We start from the raw sequence: 22414 nt of genomic DNA, 5'->3' as shown, positions 1-22414 counted from the left end.
TATTAAATCAAAGTTGCAAGACTATTTAGAGAGTAGCCAATTCTTTCCATCCAAGAATCATTTTATTGACTTGCCTCAATTTTTCAACAGAAGGCAAGTCTTCTGTGCTGAGTGGTAGGCGGACAGTTTGATGTTCTATGAGCCCAATATCATGCAAAAGTGCTTTAGTGGGTATTGGGTTGCTGGCAATAAATAACGCTTCGCAAGCCTGTTGCCAGATATCTGCCTGAGGGTTCCTGCCATTGAGGCACTTCTTAACATATTCATGTGCTACATATGGCCAAACATTGGAAGCAACGGAAACCAGGCCAGCCGCACCATAGGCGGCCATATCGGATATCATATTATCATCTCCGCAAAAGACCTCAATATTTGGTGCAACTTTCTTATACTGAGTTAAAGTATCAACAGTGCCACTTGAATCTTTGATAGCCCAAAATTTTTCGTGACTGGATAAGTTGCGTACAGTTTCAGCGTGAAGACTCACTCCTGCTCTCGATGGAATATTGTAAAACATAGCCGGCACATGTGCTTTTTCAAGTAGCTTTTCAAACCATAAAGTCTGCCCCATAATTCCGGGCTTTGCATAAATGGGAGTTGTCATTAGATAGCCATGAATAGGCATACCCTTGCAAAAATCAAGCCATTCAAGAGTCTGATATAGATTCACTCCTGGTACGCCAATTATAATTTTCGTATTTAATTTTAGCTTACATACGAATTCAACTAATGTACGCTTTTCAGAATCAGTAAGCGATAGGCTCTCACCTGTGCTACCCAGCAACACTACGCCATTTTCAGCTTTAACTTGCATTGTCAGTAAACGCTGCAAACTGCTATAATCTATGCTATCCCCATTGCAATTAAAAGGAGTAACACAAGCAGTCCATAAAAATGTAGATTTCAATTTAAATTGTTAAAATGGTATTTCATCGTCGAGTAGTTCATCTTTTATATCGTTGTCAAAACTTTCGTGTTTATCTTTTTGTTCTGTTTCACCTTGTTTGTATTCACTTGGCTTGTAATCAGAATTTGGCGCACTATTTCGTGAATCCAAGAGAGTAAGAGCGCTATTAAAATTATATAGAACCACCTCTGTTGTGTATCTTTCACCACCGTTTTGGTCAGTCCATTTTCTAGTTCTCAAAGAACCTTCAACATAAACTTTACTGCCTTTGCGTGCAAAATCTTTGACGATTTTTACTAATCCTTCACTAAAAATTACGATATTATGCCACTCTGTCTTTTCAGAGCGCATACCGGAAAGTTTGTCAGTCCAACTTTCAGACGTGGCTATTGAAAAACTTGCCATTTCTTTTCCATTTTGTGTAGTCCTAATTTCAGGATCTTTTCCTAAATTACCAACTAGTATGACTTTGTTTATGGTACCACCAGACATAATTATGCTCTAAATAAATCCTTTTATTATCTTATGTGAAAATACTATTGTCAAATTTAATTAAAAGTGCGCTTGGAGGGATTCGAACCCACGGCCTTTGCCTCCGGAGGGCAACGCTCTATCCAACTGAGCTACAAGCGCATATATATTTAAGTTATTTAATAGATAAGCCATCCAAGTCAAATTTTTGTTTTGGATAAAGCGTAAACATAATACTCCCATATCCAAAATATACATTTTGAGAATCATTCGCATGCTTTTTTATTGCTTTTTGATCTACGGTCCATACAAAAGTTACATAATTTTCAGTGACTGAGTGCACTTTTAAATCCTTAGTATTTATAAACAGTTTTCCATTTACCCATATTTTCCATGTATCGGGAGAAAGATATAAGATTGAGTCTAAACTCACTACCTTACAGTTGAAATTATCTGATACCTCCTCTTTTACAGCTCTTGAAGATCTTAAATTGAACTTTTCCATTTCATTGACCATTCTATTAACTGGCTCTTCATCAAAAAAAATGCTTTTTACGTTACTATATTGTGACAAAACGTCAAAGTCACTTTCCACTGCTTCTCTTATTATATCGTCCCGATCTGTATAGCTTAGTTTTTGATTGTTGATAAAGAAACACTCTTTTGCACGCAAATTTGCTATATCAATAAAATCGTCGATTTCTTGATTGCCAACTTTAAGAATACTTTCAAAATATCTTTTTTCTATCATCATTCCATACTGAGAATGATGACAAACCATTTCATCATTACCTTGTTTTTCTATATATACGCATAAATTTCCACTATTTAATCCTAATATTTTATGCTCAATAAAATCTTCATTGCCAATATATTGTCGGCAAGAATACTCCTTACAAATTTCTATGCTTTCTATGATATCTTCACAACTGCAATATGCATTAACATTGGAAATGAGTAGCGTAAAAATAAAAAACAGCTTTATGTTCATTACCTTATCTACTTAATATAGTATACCAATCAAAGACTATATTAGCTCTCACTATCTCTATCATATTACCATTCAAAATCTGATTCATAGTTGCAGCATCAATATTTCTCTGCTTATTTAAAATAAGAGATTTGATCATAACATAACCGGGCAGATTTGGAATAGACTGTAGAAATAAAAAAATATGCTTATCGCTGATTGAGCTTAAATTTAGGACCACTTCACTTTTTATTACTTTTGTGCGTTCACTTTTGTTGTGGAGCTCAACTTCTTCGGGTATAGAAATTGATATTTCAGGTTCTAATATATAGTGCTTTTTATATAACTTGCTAAGCTCGAAATTTAAATTTGCAATGTATCTGCTACTATGTAAATTTGAAGAAGAAATTTTTTTCCATAAATCTAGGTTTTTATTTAGAACAACTTCCTTTTTTTGAATTCCAGTAATCTGTAAATTAATAGAACGTATTTTATCAATCGCAATTTGGTTTTTATTATAAATCTTTTCGTTATAGATAACAACATATGTTAATAACCCTATTAATCCAACAGATAATAACAAATACGATATAAACTGAATTGTAGCTTTTCTTTTTAATTGAGAGATAGTCATTAATCTACATTGCCTCTCCTATTTCAACATCAATAGATAGATTTTGCTCTTTAGCAGCAGGTAAGCTAGAAATATTAATGTCATAGGTACGAAAATTATCGTTTAAATTTTTTCGTAGTTTCTCGTATTGATGAGAAATATTTTTACCGGATTGAAAATTAAACTTTAAAGTTGTGGTAATATAACTTTTTGCCTCATGATAATTCCATTCAAATGATCGAAGCTCTATACCTGGTATTTTTAACTTTTCTACATACTTAACTTGTGTAAGAGGAGAGTATTCTATTTTTGATAAAATATTATTGATATTAATAAAATCATAAATTTCATCTATTTTTTTTACATTATAGCTTTGGCTAAGTTTTGTTAATTGGTTATTTAAGGTGTTCTGCTTTGCTGATAAATTATCAGCGACATTGAAATTTGAATACAAATTTAGCAAACAAAGGGTGTTTGTTATAACTAAAACCAGGGCGAAGTATAGAAAAATTCGAGGAGAGTTTAAATAAAGGTAATTGAATAGATAAAATTCTTTAGTTTCCTTTGTATTAAAAATAGCTGCTAATTTATTCTTAAAGCTATGAAACAAAATTATGGTATCGCAAAAGTTATCTTTTTCACTTATAGCTAGTTCTGCTCCTAATAGTTTGCCTAACTCATATGGAGTTAATATGTTCACACTGTTCTCTGAAAAATTTATGACTGATAAACTAGCTTTGATATCTTCTGACACTATGATACAAAGGTCGATAGGGTTATTTTTTTCAAACCCAAACTTAGTTAAGGATCGAATAGTATCTTGCACTTCCTGATATATTCCACCAGCGATAATTCCTGGTAAATTATCATTAGTAAATGATGTTAAGCGCGTAAATACCATTTTATTCTCTTTAAGAACCACTTGTCTATAGCCTCCCGTTTTAGTTGCAGCAACTATAATTTTCCAATTATTAGGATCTTTATGTAGAATCTTTTTTGTTATATTACTTATTTCTATAGGAAACATTAATATTCCCTTAAAGTTGGAGCCTATCTCAATAAACACATTCAACCAATATTCTACTAAATGCTTTGCTTTTGATGAAACAAGAAGATAGCACCAGTTTTGATTGAATTTGTTTGGCTTCTCAACCAAAAAAACTGAACTTATGTCATTATTACGAGAAAAATGCTCCATCTTTGTTTTTGCTGATAGATAGGCACTAATCTTGTTTGCCCTTGTAATAAACTGTAGCGAGTAATTTTGATCTGCATGATTAAGCACCAGGTATAAAGGTGCTTTTTTATCTGACGAAAGACATGAAATTAAATCGGAAACTGCTTTATCGTTTTTGCCCTTAACAAAATACCTTTTATTTAAAGTATTATTTTTAAAATATAGTAACATTATGCCTTCTTCTCCAATAGAAAGCATAAACTTACTTTTGGATTTTGAACTAAACATATTAACAAAGCATATACTTATCTAGAATTAAAAAGGCAATTTATTGAAATTCATTAAACGTTAGAGGGAAATATTGTTATAAATTTTCGCAGCAACATTATTTATATTATAATTTTTTTATAAAATTACCACTAATATTAAGTTATTTAGATAACAAATTAAGAAAATTCATTAAGACGAATTTGTTGTTTTTCAAATTGTAGGTAAACCTAAGCCACTTTAGCTATATCTGCCGATTGACTTTAATTAATAAGAGTTATTAATCTATTTACTATTCTTGTAATATTATTTCTAATGGTAAAGAAATATATATTTTTCTGGAACAGTTGTTATTTCAGATACAGAATTTATTGTAAGTAAACTAACCATTTGCTGAAGAGCGCTCATCTTCTGTGGTACTTGATGATGGAACAACTAATTTGCTCAAAATCTCATCTTTTGGTCCCATAGCGTAAATGATACCATCTGACATGAGGATCACCTTATCAACTACGGACAATAACGGTAGCTTGTGAGTGATGATAACAGTAGTAGTATTTTGTTTTCTTGCAATGCCAATTGCATTAATTAAGCATGCCTCTCCATTGCTATCTAAGTTAGCGTTTGGTTCATCAAGTACTAAAAGTTTTGTGTGACCATAAAAAGCTCTGGCAAGTCCAAGAAGCTGTTTTTGGCCGCCAGAGAGCGTTACTCCTCCAGGACCTCCTATTGTTGTATCATATCCATTTGGTAAGCTTAGTATTAGTTCATGTATTCCTGCAATTTTTGCTGCTTTGATTATTTCTTCAGGATTTGGATCTGGCCTCATGCGAGCAATATTAGCTTTGACACTAGTGTTAAATAACTCAATATCCTGAGGTAAGTAGCCAACATAATTACCAAAATTTTCTCGATTCCAAGTATATACATCAGCGCCATCTAGTCTGACTACACCAGATATTGGCTTCCATACACCAACAGTTAATTTTGCGATAGTGGATTTACCAGAAGCACTTGCACCAATAACACCAACTACATCTCCAGGATCTATAATGAATGATATTCCTTTTACTGTCGGCTTATTGCTTCCATAAGGAGTAAAAAATACTCTATCAAATTCCAATTTTCCTTCAGGTTCTGGTAGAGCCATCGTTTGCTCTCTTTTTGGCGATGTTAATATAAGTCTTTGTAGCCTTCCATATGACATTCTAGCCTGATTTAAAAACTTCCAAGTATGAACCGCAGCGTCAAATGGTGCTAATACTCTACCCATTAAAATTGAAGCAGCGATGATGCTACCGGCAGTCTTATGAGCTGTGATTGCAAGTAATGCACCTGTTCCAATTACTGATATTTGCAGAGTTGAGCGCAAAAACTTAGTGATTCCAGTAATTACATTAGAGCGATTTTGTGCTTTAATTTGCATTGCTCGATTCTGATCATTTCGTTTACACCAATCAGAGACTATGAATTCTGACATGCCCATAGCTTCAACCACTTCTGCATTTCTTGTTGCAACATCTATAGCATTGATATTCCGTATAGTTTCTTCGTTGGTTTCTTGTAATATTCGTTTAGTGGCAAGTTCATTCCATATTGCCATAGAGACTAATATAATAATTCCAGTAATAGCTATAAACCCCGTGGAGGTATGTATCATGAAAATCACAACAAGGTAAATTAACGACCATGGAGTATCAAACAGTGAGAATATACCATTTCCTGTAATGAAATTTTTTATCACTCCGAGATCTCGTATTGCTTCACCACTTGAAGTTGAGCTCTGCACTGACGTTAGCCTGATTGACCTTACTATCAGATCTGGTGTTGCAGTTTTATCGATCCAATCACCTATTTTTGCCATGGCTAAATATCGACAAGTTTCAAGCATTGCAGAACATGCAAATGCAGATAAAGTGATAATTGTCAGCATAGTTAGTGTTGATACACTTTCGCTCGATATCACCCGATCAAGCACTTGAGAGGTATAAAGTGGTAGGAATAACATTAATAAATTGATTCCCGCACTAAACCAAAAGATAAACCAAAATGCACTTTTGCATTTTTCTAGGCAAACATATAGAGTACTTTGCTTCAATTCTTTTTTTATTGATGGCGTAATTTCCACAATCTTCCTCTTAATTTGATTACATGCACCATATACAATTTTTATTACAAAAATATTAATAACGGTAGTTAGCTTACTTTAAGTGAGTAAAATATTAATATATGTGAATAGGAAATATAAACAATGGTAAAAAGAAGTATAGTTAATATTTCCTTCATTGCCTATAGCGAAGCTACGTCATACCGCGATTCATTCCATAGCTGTACGAACATTCATTTTTGAAGGTAAACTGCACAGCAAATGGTGTCATGAAAGTAGCTGACACTGGGATGGCTTTGTTGCATCGCTACTTATGAAAGGCGAACTATAGCATTTCTCATAATAGTCCGAACAGGTCATAGGAAGGCAGAATCAACAGCACGACGAAAGGATTCGAATAGAGGAATGTTTTTCCTGGCTCTGTTTTTTATAGCAAACCAATGATGCTCAATTTTGTTGAAATCTGGAGAATAAGGCGGCAGATACAAAATTTCTGCACCAACCCCTTTAGCAAGCTCGATAATCTTATCAGACTTATGAAAAGTAGCATTGTCAAGAATGACAGTCTGTCCAGGTTCCAAGATCGGTGTCAAAAATTGCTCAAACCATCCATTAAAAACATCCATATTACAGTGGCCTTCAAAGGTTAACGGAACAACTATCTTTCTTCCACTTAAGGCTGCAACCATACTGATTCGTTGAGTTTTCTTTCCAGATTTTAAGGCATAAAACCGCTGTCCTTTCTGGCAATATCCGTAGGGGTAGTCTTCGGTGTTATCAATGCCAGACTCATCTATATACACTAAGTTTTTAGGTTCTTTTGTCGCTATAATTTTCAAAAATTCAGCACGTTTTTCTTCGTTTCTTTCCTTGTATCCATATGTCTTTTTTTGCGCGTAAATTCAATTTTTTTAAGGGCTCGATAGATCGTTTGGATACTAACGTTGTTCCAAAGTTTAGCCATTTCCGATAGAGTCTTTCCTCCGTGTTCTCTGGCAAATTTGGCAAAGGTATCCCAGTCGGTAATTTTGTGATTGTAACCCCCATTTCCAAGTTTTTTTGATTGAAAGTCTCCTGTTTCTTTTCTTCTTTGCTGCCACTCCCATAAAGTAGTTCGTCCAATCTTAAATCTTGCTGCCACTGTTTCTCTGCTTTCTCCTTCGTCTAGCGCTTCCATTGCTTTTTTTCTTAAATCATAACTATATGCTGCTGGCATTCAACCTCCTTATCATCATCTACCCTTATCCTATCACATCCGGACTTTTATGGAAAGAGCTATATATATCAATCTGAAACAGTGCTAAATAGTATATCAGTAGAAAGTAGTAGTCGATCAAGAAGTAGCTCATCGTCTTCAAGCGGTGGACCAGGCTCTTGACTAACTGAAGCGGAGTCTAAAAGTGAAAAAAGCTTATCTTGGGATAGTGATGATGTGCCGGAATATCACCTTTAGCTATTTGTCTAAATGTTTTTAATATGTAGACTGTTAGGAAATTGTCTTTTGCTTTTGTGATTTTCATGTTAAAGTATAATTCCTAGGTGAAATAAGTAGCTGCTGTTGTGTGATAAACATAGCAGAGGAAAGTCCGGGCTCCAAGGAAAAATAGTGACGGGTAATGCCCGCCGGAGGTAACTCCAGTTATAGGGCTACAGAAAATTACCGCCTAAAATATTTTTAGGTAAGGGTGAAAAGGTGTGGTAAGAGCACACCATGGCAATGGCAACATTGGTAGTCGAGTAACCAACACTAGGAGCAAGATTAAATAGAAGTAGATTTTATGTTTTCCTCATATCTACTCGGGTAAATCGCATGCGGTAAATGGTAACATTTACTCCAGATAAATAGCTACATAAACAGAACTCGGCTTATATTTCACCTAGGCGTTCACATGATACGTGCGATATAAGCCATGCTATATTTAAATGTGTAGGCATTTCATGCGTTGTCCTTCACTTGTTCTGCTTGATAGCCATCACTACTTTCGCCTACATTAACATTAGAATATTCATCATCATCAATATACTCTTTCAGAACATAGCCTCTGCCCCAAACGGTTTCTATGTGGCTTTTTCCATCATTTGCACTTTCAAGTTTCTTACGTAATTTGCACATAAAAACATCAACTATCTTGTTATCTGAAGGTTCATCTAAGCCATTGTAAAGATGATTTAAGAACATTTCTTTTGTTAATACTGTTCCTTTACGCAGTGCTAGCAATTCTATCATAGAATACTCTTTATTAGTAAGGTGAACCGTTTTACCTTTCACCTCAACAATCCTGTGATCAAAATTGATATTTATATTACCAATCTTTATCACCGATTCAGGATGGCCTTTAGTACGACGCACTATGGCCTTAATTCGAGCTAATAACTCACTTTTATGAAATGGTTTGGTTAAGTAATCATCGGCACCATACCCGAGTCCTTTAGCTTTGTGATTGACAGCGGATATACATGAAAGTATTAAGACAGGAACTTTGATTTTTGCACTTCTTAGTCTTAGCAATATATCATATCCGTCAATATCACCAGGCAAGTGTATATCTAAAATAACTAGGTCATAGTAATCTCCGTTTGAGGAAACCATATTATTGTTATAATCTTGTGCAGAAGTAACAACGTCACAGAAATGTCCATCAGAAGTTAAGGCGTTAACCACAGTCTTTGCACTTACTTGATCATCTTCAATTAATAATATACGCATATTTTACACCCCATAAATAATTTATAATTTTAGTAATATATATAACTAAGGAAAGTAATAAATCAAATTTTTATTAACAAATGATCAAAATTACACTTATTAATTAATAGTAAATATATTGTTCCAAAGTTATATAAATAGATCTAAAATATAATAGACATACCATGATAGTAATAATATTTTTAGTAAATATTGAATTAAAGTTACTATTATTAAAAGAATACTTCGGTTAATAAATATTTAACTATTCTATATGTCTGTGTTATATTTTTAATTTACTTATCCTACTATTTTAAAGTATAAGTAATATTTTCAGGAATATTGTGTGGCAATATCAATTTTAGGTGCTGGTGCATGGGGTACAGCAATCGCAATTTCATTAGGTAGTAAGAAAGATGTGATTTTGTGGACTCGCAATGAAACTACATTTGAATCAATCAACGGGAAAAGAGAAAGTGACAAGCTACCCGGTTGTCGAATTTCTGATAATGTGTCAGTAAAATTGGCTATTGAAGACACAATTAATGCTTCAGTAACAATCCTCGCTGTTCCCACTCAGTCTCTGAGGAAGGTATGTCAGCAATTGCATAATTGTAATCTGAAAAAAGATGTAGCAATAATTTTAGCTTGTAAGGGAATAGAAAAGTCTACATTAAAATTACCTAGTGAAATAGTAAATGAAATTTTACCTAACAATCCTATTGCTATTTTTTCAGGTCCTAGCTTTGCTGTAGAAGTTGCAAGAAAATTACCCTATTCAATGGTTCTTGCATGCCAAAATAACACATTAGGTTCAAAGCTAGTATCAGAGCTGCAACAAGAAAATGTTAAATTGGAGTTTAGTAACGACATTATAGGAGTACAGATTTGTGCAGCGTTAAAGAACGTTTTTGCTATAGCGTGTGGGATTGTTCTAGGTAGTAAACTTGGGTTTAATGCTCATGCAGCATTGATTACGAAAAGTATGAGCGAAATTAAGGCTTTATACTCAGCAAAAATTGGTGACGGTAGTGTGGATATAAATACACTACTTGGGCCAGCATGTCTGGGTGACCTAATTATGACATGCACATCCTTGAATTCAAGAAACTTATCTTTTGGGTTTAAAATAGGTAATAGTGACAATGGCTTTAATGTTCAGCAGATTTTGTCAGAAGGCAAGTCAGTGATTGAAGGTTTTAGCACTGCTGAGTCCATATTTAATTTAGCAGGAAAGCTAAAGATAAAAATGCCTATATGTGAAGCGGTCTATAGATTATTGTATGAAAGCGCCTCTATAGAGGATACTATTTCTGTTCTTATAAGTTAATTTTGTATTTGGATATATTGTGAAATTTTTATATAAATTAATATCAACGTGGTGGCTGTCTGGAACAGTAAAAAAAATGCCAGGTACTGTGGGTAGTTTGGCTTCTTTTCCGCTTGTTCCTGTAATCCTGAGCAACAAAATTTTAGGTGCAGCAATTATTTCTTTTTTATTCTTAATTGGATTATGGTCTACAGGTAATTATATAAAACATTACAAGACTTCATGTGATCCAAAAGAGGTAGTAATTGACGAAGTGGTTGGTCAATTGCTGACGATACTTTTAGTTTCGATATTGTTAAGCCAAGAGATGAATTGTTCTTCATTGTTGTTGTGCTTTTTTTCTTTTAGGTTTTTTGATATAATAAAAACGTGGCCTATAAATTTAATCGATAAAAATACCAAAGGTCCTTTAGGTATTATGCTAGATGACGTTATAGCTGCAATTTTAGCCTGTGTTCTTATAGGAGCCTTTTATTGTTTATTGTTGGTGTATGCAGGATAAAAAAATTTATTATTCAAGCTTAATTGTTCAAAATCTAAAGGATTATATACTGTACACAGCGAATTTATCTGAGTGGGAAGTACACGATGAATTTGATAACATCATATTTACAATAAATGGTACCAGGGAGTCATTATTTAATTTTGTGTTCTGTGGAGATCAATGTACCGAGCTTTCTATACAAAAAACTCTAGATTATCTCAGAACAAGAGATATAGAAGCAACATGGGTAATAAATTCACATATGAAAATAAGAGATATTTTAGAAAAGTGTGAAATAAAACACGTTAGCACACCGAAAAAAGCTTTACTTAATATGAAAAATTACTTTTTACCTGCTGATGTTATTCCAAACTTGAGGTTAAATGCTGTGAATGGTAGCAACCTCTTAGAACAGTTAGATCTACACACTTCTAAAATTTTTTATCATGGCGTTGGAATTGTCAGCACATTTTTTCGCGGATTATCAAATTATGATGATAAGAACTCAAGATTAAGATTTTTTCTTGTAACACTAAATAATGAAATTATTGGGACATGCGGTCTTTATGTTCAAGATAGCGTAGCTGGTTTTTATAGTGATGGAGTTTTACCAATTTACAGGAATCGTGGAATAGGTACCCAAATGGTTTTAGAAAGAATAAAGATAGCTAAACAGCTTGAATGCAAATATATAGTAGCACATTGTATGAAATCTTCTGTGAACCTTTATAAGAGATTGGGCTTTCAAATGTTAGGCAATCTTTACTTATATACCTCTTCAGCATAATTCTGAGCGGTTACAAATTTTTACATTTGTTTTAAAAGTGCTATGTTTTTTTTGTATGAAGTGGTTTTAATATTGATTCTAATATTATTCTTTCTCTCTTATTCTAAATTAAAAATTAGTAATAAGATTAAGAACTTACAGCATCAAAATGTTATCATAAATAATTTAATTGATACTGTGAATGATGGGTTTTATATTTGGGATGCAAAAAAACGTATAGAAAAGTTCTCTCCCAATTTACTAATTTTGCTTAATACTGTTTTTTACTCATTTAATGAGTTTGTGAATTTTTTTGAGCAATCAGAAAGCTTAATCAAAAATTTTGTTGAGGCAAAGGAAATAAATAAATCTTTTACTCTAGATTTAAAGTCAAAAGACAGTGAGGTTTATTGCATATGTTACGGTAGAAGCATAATAGATGATTCTAACAATGTGATAGGTGTGCTGTTATGGATAAGGAATGTCTCAGACTGTAAGATAAAGGCTAACGGACTTGAGTTAGAAAATAGTAAGCTTACACAGGAAGTGGAGAGCTATAAAAACGTTTTCAACTCTTTACCATTTCCAATACTAAGATATAACAAGAGTAGAAAGGTGGAATTTTATAACTTGTTTTATGATAAATATGTAGATGGTTCTAAGAAATTTGCTATTACCGGTAGCGCTCATAGCACAAAACCAGGAAGACATGTCATAACTTATAAGAACGAACCTAAGGTTTTCGATTTTGTTAAAATTCCAATACAAGGTTCTGGTAGCATAGTAATGTATGGGAAAGATGTTAGTGATGCAGAGAAATTATATACTGAATTAAACAGTTATTTAGCTACACAGAAAAATTTGCTTGAGAGGTTACCGGTTGCTATAGTAATATATAGTAAGAATCAAAAGCTAAAATTTTATAATAATGCTTTTATAAAAACCTTTCAATTTGACCCAAAATTTTTGGCATCTTACCCAACTTATCACGAAGTTATGCTTTACCTCTTCGAATCTAAAAAGCTTTTAGAAAAAGAGGATTTTCAAACTATTAGTAACCAAAGACATGAGTTGTTCAAAAAATTATTTGAATCGTACGATGATACGATGCACTTCACAAACGGAAAAGCGTTCAGGGTATTAACAATACCCTACGCTTCGGAAGGTTTGCTGTTCTCTTACGAAGAATGCAAAAGATAATACTTAAACTCCTTCTCTCTCTACCATGAGCTGTTTTACTTTCGCTATTGCTCTTGCTGGATTAAGTCCTTTAGGACAAGTTTTTGTGCAATTCATTATTGTATGACAACGATACAACTTGAATGGGTCGTTTAAAACATCAAGTCTTTCACCTGTCTTATTATCACGGCTGTCAGCAATCCATCTGTAAGCTTGTAATAGTATTGCTGGTCCTAAAAATTTATCACTATTCCACCAGTAGCTTGGGCAACCAGTCGAACAGCAAGCACATAATATACAGTCGGACAAGCCATCTAATTTTTTTCTATCTTCAGAAGATTGAGAGTATTCTTTATTTGGTAGGGCAGGCTTATCTGCTTGTAACCAAGGTTTAATTGATTTGTATTGCTCATAAAATTGGCTCAAATCCGAGACTAGGTCCTTTATTACATACATGTGAGGTAATGGATATATTTTTACGTCACCTTTTATATCATGTATAGATCTAGTACATGCAAGAGTATTGGTTCCGTCAATATTCATGGCACAAGATCCACATATGCCTTCTCTACAAGAACGTCTGAAAGTTAAAGTCGAATCTATTTCATCCTTTATTTTTATTAATGCATCAAGTACCATAGGGCCACAACTATCCATATCAATAAAAAATGTGTCTATTCTAGGGTTTTTCTCGTCATCAGCAGACCAACGGTAAATTTGAAATCTTCTGATGTTTTTTGCTCTAGCAGGAATAGGATAAATTTTGCCCTTTTGATTAATTTTAGAATTCTTTGGCAAAGAAAACTGAACCATATCACTTACCTTTTATTGTTTATAGCTAAAACCCTTTGTAGATAACATATTTTATTATCATCTACTATATTTTTATTAAATTCCTTTTAAATCGCACACATATTGTAGCCAAGCGAAGCTAAAATCTCTCTTTCTAGATTTTTCATTATAATTTCTTCATCTTTTTTTTGGTGATCATAACCAAGTAAATGCAGTAATCCATGCACTAACATGTGTGCAATGTGAGCAAGAATGGGTATATAATACTCATGCGATTCTCTTTTTATTGTGTCTATTGAAATTGCTATGTCTCCTAAATCGCACTCATTAGACAATTGTTCATACGGAAATGATAGTACGTTAGTTGGCTTATCCATTTCTCTAAATTTTAAATTAAGTTGATGTAGCAAGTCATCATCAGCCAGAGCTATTGATATATTTGGTTTATAGTGGTCTATTTTTAATTCTTTTAGAGAAGCATTGATGACACCTAATACAAAATTTTTAGGATTTTCTATAATGCTGCACCATTTCTTGTCAAGAATATTTACTTCTAACATGAGTGACACATCAGTAAGGGTGTCATGCAAATAGCTGACACTGGAATCCAAAAAAGAAGAGTTATAGACCCTTGTGTCATGTACACAACTGTACGAATATTGTACACTAGAAGGATGTCATCCCAGTGTCTAGGCACTGGGATCCAGGAATTTTGATTAGACATCAAGTTAGTGAATATAAAAGTAGCTAATCTTATATTAAAACACAACGGCTTTAATGTGGTTGCATTAAGGCTGGATTCCAGTGTCAAGCACTGGAATGACACCTTTGTGTTTGATGCAAAATCGGCTATAACGTTTAATGCACTGCCTTCGAGACAAATATTCATACAGCTGTGCGTTGTGTGCTGAGATGACATCATTTAGGAACTGAAATGACAGGTATTACACATCACTCATCCTTATTATTTCATTCCATTCAATTTCCGAAACTGGGGCAATTGATAAACGTGGTTGTTTTAATATAGTCATATTTTTCAAAAGTGGGTTTTGTTTTATATTATTTAACGTTACTTGGTTATTTAAAGGTTTCAAAAACTTTACATTCACTAATCCGAACTTGGGATCATTAACATGATAATACTCTTTAAATACTTCAACGATTCCAAGTATTGCTTTCTCTTTACCTGTATGATAAAAAAACGCAAGATCGCTTGCTTTCATAATTTTCATGTAATTTTGAGCTTGATAATTGCGCACACCATCCCACTCAACTACCTGCTCCTTTTCCATTTTTTGCCATGAGTATTCACTTGGCTCTGACTTAAGTAGCCAAAATTGCATTATTTTTTTCTTCTTAAGTAAGCTGGTATATCATAGATATTGCTGCCCCACTTAGCTCCTTCGCTTACCTGTTCAGCTGGTTTTGTTTCCAGTGTTTTGTCTTGTGTACTTTCACTTTGACTATATGGCCACTTAAATTTCTCTTTCTCTGAGTCTTCGCTCTGACTTATAGGTGAAGTTTCTGATTTATTATTGCGACCATCAATGCCAGTTGCAAGAACAGAAACTCTAACTCTTCCCTCCATCGCTTGATCAAAAGTAGCACCAAATATTATATTTGCATTTTCATCTACTTCTTCACGCACTCTATTGGCTGCAGCATCAACTTCAAACAGAGTCATATCTCCGCCACCAGTAATGTTAATTAATATTCCTTGCGCACCTTTCATTGATACATTATCAAGCAATGGATTAGATATTGCAGCCTCTGCAGCACTAATTGCTCTATCTTCTCCTTCTGCCTCTCCGGTGCCGATCATCGCTTTGCCCATCTCGCTCATTACTGTTTCTATATCAGCGAAGTCAAGATTGATAAGCCCTGGCATGACCATCAAGTCAGTTACTCCTCTGATGCCAATGTGCAGAACATTATCAGCAAGTTTAAATGCATCAGAAAATGTAGTTTTTTCATTTGCAATTCTAAATAAATTCTGATTTGGAATGACAATAAGTGTATCCACGTATTTTTGCAGTTCTTCAAGTCCAAGCTCTGCAATGCGCATACGGCGCACACCTTCAAAACCGAACGGTTTAGTTACAACTCCAACAGTCAATATCTTTTTTTCTTTTGGCGCTCTATCCTTAACTGCGGCTCTTGCTTCTCTGGCTGCTTTTGCAATTACCGGTGCTGCACCGGTTCCAGTACCACCGCCCATTCCTGCTGTGATGAAAAGCATATGACTATCTTTTATATGCTCCATAATCTCATCAATTGACTCTTCTGCTGCACCTTTGCCAACATCAGGCAAAGCACCAGCACCAAGCCCCTTAGTTAAATTAATGCCAAGCTGAATTTTTTTATCACATAACGACTTTTCTAGTGCTTGAGCATCGGTATTTGCGACAACAAAATTCACTCCTTGCAAATTAGATTGGATCATGTTATTCACAGCATTTCCACCAGCACCACCCACTCCCACAACGGTAATCCTTGGGTGCAATATAGGTAACTCCGGCAGACTAAGATCAATAGACATTTAAATTACTCAAATTTAGCGAATTCACTTGATAATAAGTTACCGCTTTTTTAATAATATGCAAATACTTTTCACTTCTATAGGCGTAAACAGTAAACGGGATTTACTTATTCTTAACATTTATACTAATAAGTGCCGTTAATTATAATAACTAGATTCTTAGATGACATCACTTAACCGATGCAAAAAATAGAAAACGTTTATAAAAAGGGACAGAAACCTATCCCTTTTTATTTTGTTAAAGATCATTAGCTCCCTTATCTTTCTCTTCCCCTTTCAATGCTTCAACCGCAACATCTTTTAATTTTGAGGCAATTTGATATGTTCCATAAAGAACAGCAGCTGCAGCAATTGCCATTATGGCACCCGCAACTATCTGACCAGCAACACCTGTTCCGATAAATCCAGGTAATGAAGCAGCTATTGCTTGATTTGTTCCAACAAAGTAACTGGCAGTCTTAGCAAGAAACCCAGAAGCTTCTGCTGCACTAACAAAGCCTGCTTTCATATGCATTGCTGTAAAGACAACACTTGCAACTGCAAGCGGAAATAATGCTGTTCTCCCTTTATTATGCATAGCGTACTGACCAGCTCCACCAGCAGCACCAGGAATTCCCCAGTATTTTTCAGCTCGTATATATCCTTCTGAAATAGCATGAAAAATGCCATCCCCTTTTCTATACTCATAATTTGTTAATGCCATAACTCTACTCCTTAAATAGAATGCTAAAATTTCATTAAGGAAGCATATAGTAAAAAAAATTGCCTGTCAAGTAAACTAATTTTTTAATATACCTTTATTCTGTAATTGAGCGCTTCAGCAATGTGTGCTCTTTTTACTTCTTCACTTTTTGCAAGATCTGCAATAGTTCTTGCAACTTTTAATACGCGTGTGTAGCCTCGATTGGAAATGTAATTTTCTTTCAGTACGTATTTTAGCAATTCTAACCCTGCCTGATCTGGTTCAGTAAATTTATTAAATGCTTCACCGCTTACTTCTGAATTGCAACGAATATTTAATTCACTATAGCGCTCAGTTTGAACTTTTCTTGCTGCTATCACTCTTTCTCTTATGATTTTAGTACTTTCTCCCTCCACAGAGATTTCAGGAGAGAGTATGCTAACGTTTGGCATTTCAATGCATATGTCTATTCTATCAAGCAATGGGCCTGATATTTTGTTTTTGTAATCTGTGCCGCACTTTGGAGCTTTGTTGCACGATCTGCTTGCATCACCTAAATAACCGCACCTGCAAGGGTTCATTGCAGCAATCAGTTGAAAATTTGCAGGGTAGGTTATGTGAGCATTTGCCCTTGCAACGGTAACTTTTCTATCTTCAAGTGGTTGGCGCAGAGAATCAAGCACAAGTCTTGGAAATTCTGGCAACTCATCAAGGAATAACACGCCATTGTGAGCCATGGTAATTTCTCCAGGTTTTGCATTCTTTCCTCCCCCTATCATCGCTGGCATAGAGCATGAATGATGAGGTTCACGAAAGGGACGAGTTACTTTGAATATTTCATTACCAGTTTTTGTTATGCTGCCAACATCAATCATCTCCTGTTCGGTTAAATCAGGCAGCAATCCTATAAAGCGCTTAGCAAGCATTGATTTTCCAGTACCAGGAGGGCCAACAAGAAGCATATTATGCCCACCTGCTGCTGCAATTTCAGCTGCTCTTTTTGCAACAACTTGGCCTTTGATATCCTTCATATCGGGAACCAATCTTTTTTCTTTGGGTGCATCACTATAATTAAAAATTACTGGCTGAATTAATTGCTCACCCTTAAAGTGTCTGATAATATCAGTTAATTTCTCTATAGCCAGAATTGAAACATTCTTCACCCATACAGCTTCTACACCATTTCCTCTCGGGCAAATTACTCCTTTATTGTCCTTTTTTGCATTAATTGCTGTTGGCAGCACACCTGAAACTGGAATAACTCTGCTATCAAGAGCCAGTTCACCCATGATTATATAAGACTGAACTTTTTCAACTGGTATCACATTCATTACAACAAGTAGTCCAATAGCAATAGCCAAGTCATAATGACTGCCTTCTTTCAGCAAATCCGCAGGGGAGAGATTAACTGTAATTCTTTTTGGAGGTAGTAGTAGATTGATTGAATTTAACGCTGCTCTGATGCGCTCTCTGGATTCTGCAACAGTTTTATCCGGCAAGCCAACAATATTAAAAGCTGGAATACCATTTGCCATATGAATTTGTGCATTGACATTTACTGTGCTAATTCCCTGAAGCGCAACGGTATTTATATTTGCAATCATAATATATTATATAAAATTGTTAATACAATATATTAAAGAAGCGATGAAGTAAAGGCTACAGCAATTAAAGATGGCTTAACTTAGCAAAAAAGTGTAGTATTCTATCACTTTGCTGATTACAAATGTTTATAAGGATAATCACTTTTTCCTTACTATATTCAAGTACGGCTTTTTGTAGTGATTGTAATTTTAATTTACCATACTGTGGGCTCAGTTGTAATCTAGATCTATCATATAGAAATTTAAGTAATATAAAAAAATTATTGAATAACGACGATAAGTTTGTTGCGCTTACGTTTGATGATGGACCGTCTAACAATAGAGTAAACGATATTATTAATGTTCTGGAAAGCTATGAAGCAAAAGCAACATTTTTTGTGCTTGGTGAACGTATAAATGAAAAAACGTCTGAAATAGTAAAGAAAGTTCATGAATCAGGTCATGAGTTAGGCAATCACTCTTGGTCGCATAGGAAGTTGACATCACTTTCAAGTGAGGAACAATTGCAAGAATTGGAAAAGACAAATACAGCAATTAAAAATGCAATAAAACAAGATGTAAAATGGTTTCGTCCGCCATATGGATGTTATGACGATAATCTGATTGAAAATACTGATCAATTAAATATGTATTCAATATTATGGACAGTTGATTCGCTAGATTGGCAAGGTGATAAGCCAGAAACTTTAGTTGAAAGAGTTTTAAGTAATGTACATAATGGAGCAGTTATACTGTTTCATGATCACAATAACAGGTCAAACACAATTGAAGCTTTACCTCATATTATTAAAATACTAAAAAAATCAGGTTATAAGTTTGTGACCTTAAGTGAGTGGGAAAAAAGGGTTTGTAATACGGTAAAAGCCAGAAGTGTAACAATAAAAGAGGGGAAAAAAGTGTGTTTTGAAGGAATGTTATGTGGACAAAAAACAAAGTCTTTAACCGCAGAGCATTCATATTAGGTGGTATTCAGCTTACCATTTCCGCGGTTTTTAGTTGCAGGTTATATAATTTACAAATACGAAACAGACAAAAGTACGAAGCACTATCTAATAGTAATAGAATAAGAGTTGCTACTATTATGCCTAAGCGGGGCAAAATTTTAGATAGGAATAGCATTGAACTTGCGGTAAACAAAATTTCGTATGTTGTTTTGTTTGATGGTTCTGGTAAGGAAGTTGATTTGCAGACATTATCAGAAGTAGAGTCTAAAATAGCAAAATCGTCAGAAAAAATAACTGCTCTTTATAAACGTTATTACCCGTTTGGTTCAATGTGTTCTCATGTAATCGGATATACAAAAAGACAGCAAGGCATAAGCGAAGTAGGAATCAGCGGTATTGAATATACATATGATCATATATTGAAAGGCAAGTCAGGAAAATCTGAGCAGGAAATAAATTCTAAAAAACGCGTCATAAAAGAATTATCAAGCATACCACAACAAGACGGACAAGATGTACAACTGACAATTGATATTAATCTGCAAGAGAAAACCGCAGAGGTATTTAAAGATCACCAAGGCTCCGCAGTGGTAATTGATGTAAATAATGGAGAAATTTTAGCATTATATAATTCACCTTCTTACGATAATAATCTTTTTGCTAGCAGGCTATCAAATGAGACTTGGGAAAACTTGAATGCTCCTTCATTACCGCTTGTGAATCGTGCGTTATCATATCAAATTCCACCTGGTTCAATATTTAAAGTAATAGTTGCGCTTGCGGGTTTAAAAGACGGGATAATAACACCAGAAGAGAAATTCTCGTGCAAGGGCTATATGAAAATAGGTGAGCGGAAATTTCGTTGTCTGAAAAGCAAAGTCCATGGGTATGTATCTTTAAATGAGGCAATGGCATTATCATGCAACACTTACTTTTATAATATAGGGAAAAAAATAAGTGTAGACTCTCTAGTAGAAATGGCCAGAAAATTTGGTATTGGAAGTGGGCCACTGATTGGAACGTTTAAAGAAGAAGCTCCAGGGTTGTTGCCAGATAGAGATTGGCGTACACGAAAGCTATATTCGCAGTGGTATTTAGGTGACACTATCAACTTAGTTATAGGACAAGGGTATATGCTTACAACACCACTACAGCTTGCAGTTCTTGCAGCGAGGATTGCAACAGGAAAAGAGGTAATTCCCCGCATTAAGATGAATGAAACGATACAAGATTTTCCCGATATTGATGTGGATTGTGAGCATCTTAGCATAGTTCGAAAAGCTATGTTTGATGTGGTGAATTCTAAAACTGGAACCTATAAGAAAGGGCTAAGCGGTATACAAATTGCCGGTAAAACCGGTACACCAGAGATAAACTCTAAGGGCGAAAGTCATAAGTTATTTATCGCCTATGGCCCTTACCATAACCCGCGCTATGCAATCTCTGTGTTTATAGAACACGGCAAAGCCCCACGCCAAGATGTTGCTATAGCTAATGAAATATTTCAGTATATGCTTGAAACTATGAGTATTAAACTTCTCCTAAGAAACTCACTCAACTAACTCTTCTTGTTGAACTAATATGTAGCCAAATTCGCTCGCTTTTTTGATCAAATTTTTTACAGTTCTATCTTTATAGCGTGTTTCATAGTATTCCATTCCTTTTTCTACATATTCCTGTCCGTATTTGAGCATACTATAAAATATGCATGCCATTTTTCTTGCAGTAGCTGTTATTGCTTTTGGTGCTCCTAGTCGTTTTTTCAATCTTCTGTAGTATGCACCCAACGCACTTTTACTATTTCCTACAGAATGAGCAGCTATTCGCAAAGCATTTGCAGCACGGTTAATGACTTTACGTGTTCTTGTGTTAAACACTTTTTCCCCTGTAACTTTATTAGCAGGACTGAGTCCCAACCACGATGAAAAGTGCTTTTCTGTTGGCCATTTACTATGGTTTATACCAACTTCTGAAATTATGGTTTGTATACTTAATACATCAAATCCAGGAATTTTAGTGAAATCCATACCAGTTATTCGGTGCAGTTCCTCATACAAAGCAAAGCTTGGCTTACTTTTGCTATTTTTATTCTTTTGCTTACTTAGCTGTTTGCTTTCACAAGACTTTGTTTCAAACGTTTTATAATAGGCTTCAATATTTCTATCACATTCTGCTATTTTTTCTTGATAAATATTATATAGTTCAAATTCTTGCTTTAGCGTGAATAAGTGTTCCTCTCTATAGTCACCAGCTAACGCTTTTGCAATAGTAGACTGATCATTTTTCATTCGCACGTCCCTGAATTCTGCCAATTTTTCAGAATCTCTTTCGCCTTCAATTATAGCTTCAATGATTTTCATACCAGTTATCCCAGTAATATGACTAATAACCTTGTGTAATTGTATATTCATTTGAATTAATGCCTTCTGCATACGCAGAATATGTGTAGATGCACTTTCAGTGAGATTTTTGCGTTGCCGCACGTAACTGCGCAATACACACATCTGATTATCTGGCCTAAACGATCCATGAAGCAGTCCGTAGCTATGCAGTTGTTGGAGCCATTGGCAATCTTGAACGTCAGACTTCCTACCAGGTACATTCTTTACATGCCGTGCATTTACCAATCTTACCTCGAATTTGTATGACTTAAGTATTTGAAATAAAGGAATCCAATATACTCCTGTTGATTCCATAGCTACTGTTGTAACTTTACACTTTTTCAACCACTGTGCTAAGTTATGAAGGTCTTCAGTAAAGCAGCCAAATTTCTGAACGCGTTGTTCATCTCTTCCTTCAGGTACACACACATAGTGTACAGCTGAACCAATGTCTATTCCTGCTGCATTAGGATTCACTATTTCTAATTTACTTTTTGCTTTTTTCATGGTAACTC

At 34.5% G+C, this 22414-nt stretch carries 21 protein-coding genes, 1 tRNA gene and 1 other RNA gene; 7 read left to right on the top strand and 16 right to left on the bottom strand.

Annotated elements, in window-relative coordinates; all coding sequences use genetic code 11:
• Window positions 1-25: 25 nt before the first annotated feature.
• The 8 genes from dapA to OPR52_RS06455 all read right to left on the bottom strand — a co-directional run bounded on the left by dapA (window position 26) and on the right by OPR52_RS06455 (window position 7728).
• A complete protein-coding gene (gene dapA, locus OPR52_RS06490) occupies window positions 26-907 on the bottom strand; it encodes a 4-hydroxy-tetrahydrodipicolinate synthase (RefSeq protein WP_264722888.1) in 882 nt (293 codons plus the stop codon).
• A 9-nt stretch (window positions 908-916) separates the two neighbouring features.
• Window positions 917-1399: a single-stranded DNA-binding protein gene (ssb, locus tag OPR52_RS06485; RefSeq protein WP_010082448.1), complete on the bottom strand. Its 483-nt coding sequence runs from the start codon at window positions 1397-1399 to the stop codon at window positions 917-919.
• Between the two features lie 67 nt (window positions 1400-1466).
• Window positions 1467-1540, bottom strand: a tRNA-Arg gene (locus OPR52_RS06480).
• Between the two features lie 13 nt (window positions 1541-1553).
• Window positions 1554-2369, bottom strand: coding sequence for a hypothetical protein (locus tag OPR52_RS06475; protein WP_065094808.1), 816 nt, complete (start codon window positions 2367-2369; stop codon window positions 1554-1556).
• A 4-nt stretch (window positions 2370-2373) separates the two neighbouring features.
• Window positions 2374-2982: a hypothetical protein gene (locus OPR52_RS06470; protein WP_015589194.1), complete on the bottom strand. Its 609-nt coding sequence runs from the start codon at window positions 2980-2982 to the stop codon at window positions 2374-2376.
• 4 nt (window positions 2983-2986) lie between these two features.
• Window positions 2987-4426 (bottom strand): hypothetical protein, encoded by a 1440-nt coding sequence (locus OPR52_RS06465; RefSeq protein ID WP_265038077.1) that lies wholly within the window; start codon window positions 4424-4426, stop codon window positions 2987-2989.
• 361 nt (window positions 4427-4787) lie between these two features.
• Complete coding sequence (locus OPR52_RS06460; protein WP_265038076.1) at window positions 4788-6533, bottom strand: type I secretion system permease/ATPase; 1746 nt, start codon at window positions 6531-6533, stop codon at window positions 4788-4790.
• Window positions 6534-6868: 335 nt separating this feature from the next.
• Window positions 6869-7728 (bottom strand): IS630 family transposase gene (locus tag OPR52_RS06455; RefSeq protein WP_265037751.1). Its coding sequence is split into 2 segments (ribosomal slippage): window positions 6869-7404 and window positions 7404-7728, totalling 861 coding nucleotides; the frame shifts between segments, so codons are not numbered across the junction.
• 319 nt (window positions 7729-8047) lie between these two features.
• Here OPR52_RS06455 and rnpB point away from each other — a divergent pair.
• Window positions 8048-8397, top strand: an RNA gene (rnpB, locus tag OPR52_RS06450) — RNase P RNA component class A.
• Between the two features lie 51 nt (window positions 8398-8448).
• On the opposite strand, the gene OPR52_RS06445 is transcribed toward rnpB, so the two are convergent.
• Window positions 8449-9219 (bottom strand): response regulator transcription factor, encoded by a 771-nt coding sequence (locus OPR52_RS06445; protein WP_006280099.1) that lies wholly within the window; start codon window positions 9217-9219, stop codon window positions 8449-8451.
• Window positions 9220-9544: 325 nt separating this feature from the next.
• Here OPR52_RS06445 and OPR52_RS06440 point away from each other — a divergent pair, with 325 nt between their 5' ends.
• From OPR52_RS06440 to OPR52_RS06425, 4 genes are read left to right on the top strand one after another with little or no spacing between them, the layout of a single operon-like run.
• Entirely contained in the window at window positions 9545-10528 is a 984-nt protein-coding gene (locus tag OPR52_RS06440) for an NAD(P)H-dependent glycerol-3-phosphate dehydrogenase (protein ID WP_006280098.1), read from the top strand.
• A gap of 19 nt (window positions 10529-10547) precedes the next feature.
• Complete coding sequence (locus tag OPR52_RS06435) at window positions 10548-11030, top strand: phosphatidylglycerophosphatase A family protein (RefSeq protein ID WP_006279290.1); 483 nt, start codon at window positions 10548-10550, stop codon at window positions 11028-11030.
• Window positions 11020-11799, top strand: a complete 780-nt coding sequence (locus tag OPR52_RS06430; RefSeq protein ID WP_006280097.1) for a GNAT family N-acetyltransferase — start codon at window positions 11020-11022, stop codon at window positions 11797-11799. The genes OPR52_RS06435 and OPR52_RS06430 overlap by 11 nt, the downstream gene beginning before the upstream one ends.
• A gap of 42 nt (window positions 11800-11841) precedes the next feature.
• The gene (locus OPR52_RS06425; protein ID WP_010962793.1) at window positions 11842-12978 is read left to right on the top strand and encodes a hypothetical protein; all 1137 of its coding nucleotides are present in this window, start codon (window positions 11842-11844) and stop codon (window positions 12976-12978) included.
• Window positions 12979-12981: 3 nt separating this feature from the next.
• Here OPR52_RS06425 and OPR52_RS06420 read toward each other — a convergent pair whose 3' ends face one another.
• The 6 genes from OPR52_RS06420 to OPR52_RS06395 form a co-directional block, all read right to left on the bottom strand.
• Entirely contained in the window at window positions 12982-13770 is a 789-nt protein-coding gene (locus tag OPR52_RS06420) for a succinate dehydrogenase iron-sulfur subunit (RefSeq protein ID WP_010082472.1), read from the bottom strand.
• Between the two features lie 86 nt (window positions 13771-13856).
• The gene (gene ybeY, locus OPR52_RS06415; protein WP_010082473.1) at window positions 13857-14309 is read right to left on the bottom strand and encodes an rRNA maturation RNase YbeY; all 453 of its coding nucleotides are present in this window, start codon (window positions 14307-14309) and stop codon (window positions 13857-13859) included.
• A 384-nt stretch (window positions 14310-14693) separates the two neighbouring features.
• A complete protein-coding gene (locus tag OPR52_RS06410; protein WP_007549395.1) occupies window positions 14694-15092 on the bottom strand; it encodes an EVE domain-containing protein in 399 nt (132 codons plus the stop codon).
• Entirely contained in the window at window positions 15092-16288 is a 1197-nt protein-coding gene (ftsZ, locus tag OPR52_RS06405; protein WP_010962790.1) for a cell division protein FtsZ, read from the bottom strand. The genes OPR52_RS06410 and ftsZ overlap by 1 nt, the downstream gene beginning before the upstream one ends.
• A 238-nt stretch (window positions 16289-16526) precedes the next feature.
• Window positions 16527-16991 (bottom strand): hypothetical protein, encoded by a 465-nt coding sequence (locus OPR52_RS06400; protein ID WP_265038075.1) that lies wholly within the window; start codon window positions 16989-16991, stop codon window positions 16527-16529.
• 83 nt (window positions 16992-17074) lie between these two features.
• Window positions 17075-18574, bottom strand: coding sequence for a YifB family Mg chelatase-like AAA ATPase (locus OPR52_RS06395; RefSeq protein ID WP_265038072.1), 1500 nt, complete (start codon window positions 18572-18574; stop codon window positions 17075-17077).
• Between the two features lie 122 nt (window positions 18575-18696).
• Here OPR52_RS06395 and OPR52_RS06390 point away from each other — a divergent pair, with 122 nt between their 5' ends.
• Together OPR52_RS06390 and OPR52_RS06385 are read left to right on the top strand one after the other, a co-directional pair.
• Window positions 18697-19536, top strand: coding sequence for a polysaccharide deacetylase family protein (locus OPR52_RS06390; RefSeq protein ID WP_320109381.1), 840 nt, complete (start codon window positions 18697-18699; stop codon window positions 19534-19536).
• Window positions 19491-21080 carry a penicillin-binding transpeptidase domain-containing protein gene (locus tag OPR52_RS06385; protein ID WP_265038068.1) on the top strand — a complete coding sequence of 530 codons (1590 nt, stop codon included), beginning with the start codon at window positions 19491-19493 and terminating at the stop codon, window positions 21078-21080. Before OPR52_RS06390 ends, OPR52_RS06385 begins: the two co-directional genes overlap by 46 nt.
• On the opposite strand, the gene OPR52_RS06380 is transcribed toward OPR52_RS06385, so the two are convergent.
• Window positions 21069-22406, bottom strand: a complete 1338-nt coding sequence (locus tag OPR52_RS06380) for an IS110 family RNA-guided transposase (RefSeq protein WP_265037784.1) — start codon at window positions 22404-22406, stop codon at window positions 21069-21071. The two genes, OPR52_RS06385 and OPR52_RS06380, sit on opposite strands and share 12 nt — an antisense overlap.
• Window positions 22407-22414 lie beyond the last annotated feature (8 nt).

The sequence above is a fragment of the Wolbachia endosymbiont (group A) of Hylaeus communis genome, assembly GCF_947251915.1.
In the GTDB taxonomy this organism is placed as follows: domain Bacteria; phylum Pseudomonadota; class Alphaproteobacteria; order Rickettsiales; family Anaplasmataceae; genus Wolbachia; species Wolbachia pipientis.
This window is presented reverse-complemented; position numbering and strand designations above follow the sequence as displayed.